Below are 9,500 nucleotides of genomic sequence, written 5' to 3' on the forward strand. Positions count from 1 at the left end.
ATTCAGTCCTTTTCTACTTATGCCTTCGGGGTGTCAACGAAGTTGTCACCGGTGCGGGTATCGCGCTGAGAGTTGAACGGAGAGGTGGTCACTGCGTAAGGATCCTGGCCGATGTGCTCAAGAGCCTCAGCGTTGGTTGCCTCCGGGTTCTGCTCACGGAACTTCAGGTACTTATTGAAGTCATCGCGGTTAACAACACGGATCTCGAAGTTCATCATGGAGTGGTAGGTACCGCACATCTCGGCACAGCGGCCAACGAATGCGCCTTCCTCATCAATCTTCTCAATCTGGAAGCGACGCTCCTGAGCGTTAGCCTCTGGGTGCGCGTAAACGTCGCGCTTGAAGAGGAATTCCGGAACCCAGAATGCGTGGGAGACGTCACCGGAAGCGAGACGGAACTCAATCGGGGTCTCGGAAGGAAGAACCAGAACCGGAACCTCCTCGGTGGAGCCAACAGTCTCGATCTTGTTGAAGTTCAGGTAGGAGATGTCCCCCATGGACTTGCCGTGAATTGGGTTCGGGTTCTCCACGCCCTCCGGGTCAACGGAGGATTCTTCAGCAATCTTCTTACGCTCGGTGTCCTCGCCGTTGTAGTTCTCGCCGTCTACCTTGTTCTCGGCGTAACCGAACTTCCAGTTCCACTGGTAAGCGGTGACATCGACGGTAACCTCTGGGTTCTTATCCAGTGCGGTGACCTTCTGCTGCGCCTGAACGGTAAAGAAGAACAGGCCCATGATGATAAGAATTGGCACGATGGTCAGAGTCATCTCCAGCGGCACGTTGTACTGCAGCTGCTTAGGGAACTCGCCCTTGCCATCCTTTTCAGCCTTCTTCGCGTTCCACTTGAAGATGGCGGTGAGGAAGAGCCCCCACATGATGAAACCAACAATCCATGCTGCAACCCAGACCCAAATCCAGAAGTTGTACATAGACTCCGCCTCAGGGGTAATACCCTTTGGCCAACCAAAGCCCAAGAGGTTCTCAACGGCGGTTGGAGCTTCTACGTCACAACCGGCCAATGCGAAGCCGCCAAGAGCGATTGCGCCAGCTAGGCCCGCCTTACGGGCAAAGTTGCGCTGCTTACGCTGTCCCACGTGTGTTCTGCCTTTCTGTCCACACAAACTTCTCGAATACTCACAGAGCATTCCTATCCAATCAGGATAGTGGATGGAGCCTGCGTTTCTTAAGCATTTGATAGCTTCACAGGCCTTCCGAAACACTCTGCAAACTGCGAACGCACTGCATGTTACCGGCCCACCTGCACAAGGGCAGAACCAACCCCTCGAATGGCGGGTTTAGCCTATGACCCAATTCACAAAGGTCATGCGGCTAAATCATCCGAAAGTTCGCACCCTAACGGGTAAGCTGCGCCAACCCCTCCCCGATTGCTGGACAAAGACTGCCACGAAGCTTGTAACTCGGCGCGCGTAACTCCATTTAGGATTTAAGCCCCGTAAAGTATTCGGAAGAAAAAGACCCTTGATTAATAAGGAGCAACCACCCTATGTGCGGACTTTGCGGACTACTGACCGCTAATCACGACGCGGCCAAGTACGTAGATGCCCTCGAACAGTCCTTGCAGTGCATGCACCACCGCGGCCCGGATGCAGCGGGCACCTGGCATGACGACGACGTCGTCTTTGGCTTCAACCGCCTGTCCATCATTGACCTTGAGCACTCCCACCAGCCGCTGCGCTGGGGCCCAGAAGATAATCCAGAGCGTTATGCCCTGACCTTCAACGGCGAGATCTACAACTACATCGAGCTGCGCGAGGAGCTTAAGGCAGCCGGCCTGAAGTTCAACACCGAAGGCGACGGCGAGCCCATCGTCGTGGGCTATCACCACTGGGGCGAGGATGTGGTCAATCACCTGCGGGGCATGTTTGGCTTCGTTATCTGGGACACCGAAACCAAGACGATGTTTGCCGCCCGCGACCAGTTCGGCATCAAGCCGCTGTATTACGCCACCACCGAGGCAGGCACCATCTTCGCCTCCGAGATGAAGTGCATCCTCGACATGGCCGAGCCGCTAGGTCTAGACCTCAGCCTAGACAAGCGCGCAATTGAGCATTACGTCGATCTGCAGTACGTTCCGGAACCGGAATCCCTGCACGCTAACATTCGCCGCGTCGAATCCGGCTCTACCGTCACGCTGCGCCCGGGCCAGAAGGTCACAAACGATCGCTACTTCAAGCCGCGCTTCTCGGTCCAGAAGGTGGCAGAGGGCAGCGAACAGCAGCTCTTCGACAAGATTGCTAAGGCGCTGGAGGACTCCGTCGAAAAGCACATGCGTGCAGACGTCACGGTTGGCTCTTTCCTGTCCGGAGGCATCGACTCCACCGCGATTGCAACCCTGGCAAAGCGCCACAATCCGGATCTTTTGACTTTCACCACCGGCTTCGAGCGCGAAGGCTACTCCGAAGTCGACGTCGCCGCAGAATCTGCTGAAGCAATCGGCGTTGAGCATATCGTCAAGATTGTCTCCCCAGAGGAATACGCCACCGCGGTTCCGAAAATCATGTGGTACCTGGACAACCCGGTGGCCGATCCGTCCCTGGTTCCGCTGTACTTCGTGGCCCAGGAGGCCCGCAAACACGTCAAGGTCGTTCTCTCCGGCGAGGGCGCGGACGAGCTGTTCGGCGGCTACACCATTTATAAGGAGCCGCTTTCGCTGGCACCATTTGAGAAGATCCCTTCCCCGCTGCGCCGTGGCTTAGGCCAGCTGTCGAAGGTTCTCCCAGAAGGCATGAAGGGTAAGTCCCTACTCAACCGTGGTTCCATGACCATGGAAGAGCGTTACTACGGCAACGCCCGCTCCTTTAACTTCGAGCAAATGCAGCGCGTTATTCCGTGGGCCAAGGAGGAATGGGACCACCGTGAGGTCACGGCGCCCATTTATGCGCAGTCCCGTGACTTCGACCCAGTTGCCCGCATGCAGCACCTCGACCTGTTTACGTGGATGCGCGGCGACATCTTGGTCAAGGCCGACAAGATGAATATGGCTAACTCCCTGGAGCTGCGCGTGCCGTTCTTGGACAAGGAAGTCTTCAAGGTGGCAGAAACCATTCCGCACGATCTGAAGATTTCCCACGGCACCACCAAGTACGCTCTGCGCAAGGCAATGGAGCAGATTGTTCCGCCACACGTTCTACACCGCAAGAAGCTCGGCTTCCCAGTTCCAATGCGCCACTGGCTGGCTGGCGACGAGCTCTACGGCTGGGCACAGGACCAGATCAACGAGTCCCAGACCGAGGACATCTTCAACAAGAAGGAAGTTCTGGAGATGCTCAAGGAGCACCGCGACGGCGTGAGCGATCACTCGCGCCGCCTGTGGACGGTCCTCTCGTTCATGATCTGGCACGGCATCTTCGTAGAAAATCGCATCGATCCGCAGATCGAACAGCGCGACTATCCGGTAAAGCTATAAGCCAGGTTTCGTCACTTTGACGTTTATCCAAAAAGTGCCCGCCGCTTGCCCTGTCTCCCTTATCTTTCAAAAGGAGGAACAGAGGAAAGCGGCGGGCACTTTTCGTGCTTGCAGCCACGAAGGGCTTTAAGCCAAGACGCTTTAAGCTGAAACGCTTAAAAGCGCGCTATTTAGTTAAAGGAGTCACCACAAGCACAGGAGCCACCGGCATTCGGGTTGTCAATGGTAAAGCCCTGGGACTCAATGGTGTCAGCGAAGTCGATCTTTGCGCCAGTGAGGTAAGGAACGGACATCTTGTCAACGACGAGGTTTACGCCATCAACGTTGTCGACCTTGTCACCGTCGAGGCTACGGTCGTCGAAGTACAGCTGGTAACGCAGGCCAGCGCAACCACCTGGCTGGACGGCAATACGCAGAGACAGGTCATCGCGGCCTTCCTGCTCGAGCAGTGCCTTTGCCTTTGCGGCTGCTGCCTCGGTCAGGATGACGCCGGTAGCGGAAGCTGGAGCGGTCATGTCTTCTCCTCTATTAAGTACGGGTTTTTCTGGCCTCTACCCTACCCTCAATGTTTCGAAGGTGGAAAGGTTGACCTCGCTTACGTCTTTCACAACGCCGGGCAGGACGGGCCTATTCCCATTTAATGCCTGCAACCTTGTAGTCTGATCAACGTGAAACTTCCGTGGCAAAAAGATGAAAAGGCGGACGGTAGCGCCGCCCTCCCCGCTTCTCAGATGAGCGAAACCCCGGCTGCTGAAAAGCCGGTGGAACACCGCAAGGGTTACACCCCGCCCAAGGGTCGCCCCACGCCGAAGCGCGATCAGCAAGAGATCGCCCGCGGCGTCAAGCGCGATCCGCACGGCATGTCCGAAGCCCAGCGCTACCAGCACCGCAAGGAGATGAAGGCTTCCATGTCCAAGGAGGAATGGAAGGCCTATAAGCGCAAGGAGCGCGAGGAATCTCGCGCGGCTAACCGCCTTGCCCAGGAGCGCATGGCGAGCGGCGACGAGCGCTACCTGCTGCCCCGCGATAAGGGCGAAGTCCGCCGCTACGTGCGTGACTGGGTGGATTCCCGCAAATTCATCAACGAGTGGATGATGCCTATGATGCTGCTTCTGCTTGTGGTTATGATGCTGGCCAACTTCAGCCCCAACGTTGCCAACTGGGTCAATATCTTCGCAATGGTGGTTATCGCGGTCATCGCCATCGAGGGTTTCTGGCTGGCTCGTCAGTGCAACAACGCAGTGCGCCTGAAGTTCCCGGGAACCACCGAGGCTGGCTTCGGCTTGGGTTTCTACGCATATACGCGCGCTTCCCAGCCGCGTAAGTGGCGTACCCCAAAGCCACGCGTCGAGCGCGGCGCTACCGTCTAAGGCAGTCTTACTTAATCTAGGTAGTTATTTCTAGGCAGTTATTAAGGAGTAGCGATGTCTGAGCTCACGCCGGTTCCGCAGCCTGATCAGCAAGCAGGCCGCGCCGTCGCCGACGCGTTGGCTTCCTCTGTACGCGGAGATTCTTTCGGCAGGTTGAGCGGCGTCGCGAGCTGGCTTGCTGCTTGTCAGGATGTCGTACCAGCGGCGGCTTTGCGCCGCCCACGCGTTGTCGTCTTCGCTGGTTCGCATGGCATAGCTACCCGCACTTTCGAAGGTGTCGGCCTTTCTGCTTTCGCACCCGAATCCGACGCGCAGCAGATTGCTGAATTAAAGGAAGGCACCGGACCGAGCCACAGCTTGGCACGCCGCGCAGGCGCCAGCATCACGGTCGTCGATTGTGCGCCCTCCGCCCCTATCGACGTCGAGCCGGCGATGGGCAACGAGGAGTTCGAGGCGGCGTTTTCTTTGGGCCAAGCCACTGCCGACGCCGAGATTGATTCCGGCGCCGATCTGCTCATTCCCGCCGAGGTGGGCGTTGGTGCTACCACCGTTGCCGCAGCGCTCATGGGTCATTTCACCAGCACTGAGCCGGTCGCCATCGTGGGCCCTGGCTCGGGCACCACGGATGCAATGTGGAAGACCAAAGTCACCGTGATCCGCGACGCCATGTTCCGCATCCGCAACTTGGAGGGCGCGGAGGTTATTCAAGCCGCATCCTCGCCTAGCTTTGCGGCGTTGGTGGGCTTTATCTGTCAGGCCACTGCGCGCCGCACGCCGATGCTTATCGACGGCCCGCTGTGCGCCGCCGCCGCAGTCTTCGCCGAGTCCCTCGCACCAGGCGTAAAGCAGTGGCTGCTCGCGGCGAATGTCACCACGGAGCCGGCACACATTAAGGCCTTGCAGCTGCTGGAGCTGCGCCCACTGCTTGAGCTTGAGATGCGCGCCGGACAAGGCCTGGGCGCACTGGCCGCGTTGCCGCTCATTCAGTCCGCCCTCGAACTTGCCGCGGACGAACTCAATGTTCTCGCAGCAGCTCAAGAGCCGACTCTAGAATCGGCTCAAGAATAGGCCCAAACAGGCGCCGCAGGATTAGTCGGCCTTCTCAACCAGCGTGTGCAGCCAGCCGTGGTTATCTTCTACGCAACCACGCTGGATGCCAGTGAGCCGCTCGCGCAGCGCCATCGTGGTCTTGCCGGCTTCGTTGCCGTTGACCTTGAAGTCAACGTCGTCGCCCATGACATGGCCCACTGGAGTGATAACGGCGGCGGTGCCGCAAGCAAAGGCTTCCGTCATCGCACCCGATGCAACATCATCGCGCCACTGTTGCGCAGTGATGCGGCGCTCCTCAACTTTAAGCCCCATATCCTGTACTACCTGCAGCAAGGACTTACGGGTAATGCCCGGCAGCAAGGAGCCGGAAAGCTCTGGGGTAACCAGGGTCTGGTTTCCTTCCTCGCCGTAGATAAACGCTAGGTTCATCCCACCCATTTCTTCGATGTACTTGTGTTCGATGGCATCGAGCCAAACCACCTGGTCGCATCCCTTCTCCGCAGCCTGTGCCTGCGCAAGCAGGGAGCCCGCATAATTGCCAGCGAACTTCGCCGCACCAGTGCCACCTGGAGCCGCACGCACATAGTCGGTACACAGCCAAACCGATACCGGTTTGATGCCACCGGAGAAATATGCGCCTGCCGGTGAGGCAATCAGCATGTAGCGATAAGAATTCGCCGGGTGAACGCCCAAGGAGACCTCAGTGGAAATCATAAAGGGGCGCAGGTAGAGCGCCTCCTCGCCGCCCGCGGCTGGAACCCATGCCTGATCGACGTCGACTAGCTGGCGCAGCGACTCGATAAACTCTTCCTGCGGCAGCTCCGGCATGGCCAAACGCGCCGCAGAATCGATGAAACGCTGCGCGTTTTCTTCTGGGCGGAAGGTGGCGATGGTGCCATCCGGCTGACGGTAGGCCTTAATACCTTCGAAGATGGCCTGGCCGTAGTGGAAGATGTTGGAGGCTGGGTCCATGCTAAACGGCGCATACGGACGCACCTGCGCGTCATGCCAGCCCTTTTCTTCGTTCCAATCGATGGTCACCATGTGGTCAGTGAACTTTTTGCCAAAGCCAGGATCCTGGAGAATCTCGGCCAGCTTTTCAGCGGAAGTGGGGTGCTCAGTACGCGTTACGGTGTAGTTCAACATGCCCCACACGCTACTCCCTTTTCTATAGAAGGGCAGGAAAAATTCGCCTAAAGATGTGAGGTAGGCGGGTAGGGTGTGTGAGGTAAAACCATTTTCAATCCCGAATGCAAGGAGGAAATCGTGGCAAAGTCCGCGTTTACCCTGCCCGCCCGCGGCAGCTTCCCATCTGTTGAACTGGCAAAGAAGGCCCCAAAGAAGGCCGACGCATTGCTCATCGCAGCTTTCAGCGGCGAGGATGGCCTTGAGGTTCCGGGAAGCGACGCACTGGATTCCGCTGCGCTGCGCGCTACCTACGAGGCGCTTGCTGCGGTAGACGCAACTGGCCGCGCAGGCGAAATCACCCGCATCCCTGCACCGCAGGATTCCATCGCGCCGCTCATCGTCGCTGTCGGATTGGGTGACGCTGAGCTTCTCGACGCCGAAATGCTGCGCCGTCACGCCGGCACCGCCGCGCGTGCGCTCACCGGCGCCGGCACCGTGGTCACCACCCTTGCGGACTTTGGCCTGACCGCCACCGTCGAGGGCCTCGTCCTTGGCGGCTACGCTTACCGTGGCATCCGTTCCGGCGAGGCCAACGACTCCGAGTCGCCGGCTTCCTTCAGCGTTATCGCAAACAAGAAGGCAGCCGAAGAGTTCGAGGCCGCGCGCGTTACCGCTGAGGCTGTGAACCTCGCCCGCGATCTGGTAAATACCCCGGCTAACGAGCTCTACCCTGAGTCTTATGCCGAATTCATCTCCAACGAGGCTGCCGCGGCAGGCCTGGAGGTAGAGGTACTAGATGAAAAGCAGCTGAAGAAGGAAGGCTACGGCGGCATCATCTCCGTGGGCAAAGGCTCCAAGCGCCCACCACGCCTAGTGCGACTTACCTGGGAGCCGAAGGATGCCACCAGCACCGTTGCTCTGGTGGGCAAGGGCATCACCTTCGATACCGGCGGTATCTCCTTGAAGCCGGGCGCCGGCATGTGGGACATGATCTCCGACATGGGTGGCTCCGCCGCCATGGCCGCTGCCATCATCGCAGCCGCCAAGCTGGAGATCCCAGTCAAGGTCACCGCTACCCTGCCATTTGCTGAAAACATGCCAGGACCAGGTGCTACCCGCCCAGGCGATGTGATTACTCACTACGGCGGAATCACCTCTGAGGTGCTCAACACCGACGCCGAAGGCCGCCTCGTTTTGGCAGATGCCATTGCTCGCGCCAGCGAGGATAAGCCGGAGTACCTCATCGAGACCGCTACGCTTACCGGCGCGCAGATTGTCGCGCTGGGTACCCGTACCGCTGGCGTCATGGGCTCCGATCTCTTCCGCGACCGCATTGCTGAGATTGGCCGCGAGGTCGGTGAGAACGCATGGGCAATGCCGCTGCTCGAGGAGCACGACGAAGAGGTCAAGTCCCAGGCTGCCGATATCCGCAATATCAACGCTAAGCGCGAGGGCGGCATGGAATTTGCCGGTACCTACCTGCAGAAGTTCGTCGGCGAAGACATCGAGTGGGCGCACATCGACGTCGCCGGCCCGTCCTGGAACAACGGCGCACCGCACGGCTACACCCCGAAGCGCGCCACCGGCGTTCCAGTTCGCACCGTGGTTGCAGCGCTGCGCGAAATCGCAGAGTCCTAAACCGCAGCCCTAGCCTGGGCTTCTACTCAGCGCCGTGCTCGCGCTCAAAGCGGGCGCGGCGCTGTCTTTGTTCTTCTCGCTTGCGCAAGATGCGTTCGCGCTCCATACGCTCGCGCATGCGCTGGGGATAGCCGGTTTCTTCTACGTCATAGACATCGCATTGCAGCAGTTTCGCCACGGCATCAATACCCTTCGGCCCGCCGATCCGGCGGCGGATGAACTGGCCAGTCTCATCCACGACAACCACGGACATCTCGTTGACCACCGTTTCGGGTTCTACGAATGCTTCAATATAGGCGCGTCCGCGCGCCCACTCAGAAAGGGCTGCTGCGTCTTCCTTCCGGATCGTCTCGCCAGGCCCACGTGGGGGCCGCAGCTGGGACCTAGATCTGTTTCGACGGAAGGGATTAAACATAGGCCATGAGTCTACTCCCCCGCGTACTTTCGCACTTAAAACGGACTGGTGGACCCAGATGTGCACGCTAGTCGCACACACGCGGTAGGATTGAGCATCAGCGTTAAACAATTCCGACTTCCGAGGAGTCTTATTACTTATGGCACACTCTGTTGTGATGCCCGAACTGGGCGAATCCGTAACCGAAGGCACGATTACCCAGTGGCTGAAGTCCGTGGGTGACACGGTCGAGGTCGACGAACCATTGCTCGAGGTCTCCACCGATAAGGTCGACACCGAAATCCCTTCCCCCGTTGCGGGCACTATCCTCGAAATCAAGGCTGACGAAGATGACGACGTAGAGGTCGGCTCCGTGATCGCCATCATTGGTGACGAGGGCGAGTCTGCTTCCGATTCTTCCGCTGAAAAGCCAGCCGAGGAAAAGGAAGAAGCCAAAGAAGAGCCGAAGGCTGAAGAGAAGAAGGAAGAGGCT

General features: G+C 58.7%; 9 protein-coding genes. 5 read left to right on the forward strand and 4 right to left on the reverse strand.

All coding sequences use genetic code 11. The features are described 5' to 3' along the window. Positions 1–17: 17 nt before the first annotated feature. Entirely contained in the window at positions 18–1,094 is a 1,077-nt protein-coding gene (locus HMPREF3155_RS10885; protein ID WP_061923561.1) for an aa3-type cytochrome oxidase subunit II, read from the reverse strand. Positions 1,095–1,504: 410 nt separating this feature from the next. Here HMPREF3155_RS10885 and asnB point away from each other — a divergent pair, with 410 nt between their 5' ends. Further along, positions 1,505–3,427, forward strand: a complete 1,923-nt coding sequence (gene asnB, locus HMPREF3155_RS10890; protein WP_070433297.1) for an asparagine synthase (glutamine-hydrolyzing) — start codon at positions 1,505–1,507, stop codon at positions 3,425–3,427. A gap of 170 nt (positions 3,428–3,597) precedes the next feature. On the opposite strand, the gene HMPREF3155_RS10895 is transcribed toward asnB, so the two are convergent. Then, positions 3,598–3,942, reverse strand: coding sequence for a HesB/IscA family protein (locus HMPREF3155_RS10895; RefSeq protein ID WP_061923570.1), 345 nt, complete (start codon positions 3,940–3,942; stop codon positions 3,598–3,600). Between the two features lie 153 nt (positions 3,943–4,095). Between HMPREF3155_RS10895 and HMPREF3155_RS10900 the strand changes: the two genes are divergently transcribed. Then, positions 4,096–4,797: a DUF3043 domain-containing protein gene (locus tag HMPREF3155_RS10900; RefSeq protein WP_062043904.1), complete on the forward strand. Its 702-nt coding sequence runs from the start codon at positions 4,096–4,098 to the stop codon at positions 4,795–4,797. Positions 4,798–4,851: 54 nt separating this feature from the next. Beyond that, a complete protein-coding gene (locus HMPREF3155_RS10905) occupies positions 4,852–5,865 on the forward strand; it encodes a nicotinate-nucleotide--dimethylbenzimidazole phosphoribosyltransferase (protein ID WP_062043901.1) in 1,014 nt (337 codons plus the stop codon). Positions 5,866–5,886: 21 nt separating this feature from the next. Here HMPREF3155_RS10905 and HMPREF3155_RS10910 read toward each other — a convergent pair whose 3' ends face one another. Beyond that, a complete protein-coding gene (locus HMPREF3155_RS10910; RefSeq protein WP_070433298.1) occupies positions 5,887–6,993 on the reverse strand; it encodes a branched-chain amino acid aminotransferase in 1,107 nt (368 codons plus the stop codon). Between the two features lie 120 nt (positions 6,994–7,113). On the opposite strand from HMPREF3155_RS10910, the gene HMPREF3155_RS10915 reads away from it, so the two are divergent. Then, complete coding sequence (locus HMPREF3155_RS10915; protein ID WP_070433299.1) at positions 7,114–8,613, forward strand: leucyl aminopeptidase; 1,500 nt, start codon at positions 7,114–7,116, stop codon at positions 8,611–8,613. A 22-nt stretch (positions 8,614–8,635) separates the two neighbouring features. On the opposite strand, the gene HMPREF3155_RS10920 is transcribed toward HMPREF3155_RS10915, so the two are convergent. Next, the gene (locus HMPREF3155_RS10920; RefSeq protein ID WP_061923587.1) at positions 8,636–9,028 is read right to left on the reverse strand and encodes a hypothetical protein; all 393 of its coding nucleotides are present in this window, start codon (positions 9,026–9,028) and stop codon (positions 8,636–8,638) included. A 139-nt stretch (positions 9,029–9,167) separates the two neighbouring features. Between HMPREF3155_RS10920 and HMPREF3155_RS10925 the strand changes: the two genes are divergently transcribed. Further along, positions 9,168–9,500: biotin/lipoyl-containing protein (locus HMPREF3155_RS10925; protein ID WP_305764344.1), on the forward strand; the 333-nt coding region annotated here is incomplete at its 3' end.

The sequence above is a fragment of the Corynebacterium sp. HMSC06D04 genome, from assembly GCF_001807315.1.
Taxonomy (GTDB): domain Bacteria; phylum Actinomycetota; class Actinomycetes; order Mycobacteriales; family Mycobacteriaceae; genus Corynebacterium; species Corynebacterium simulans.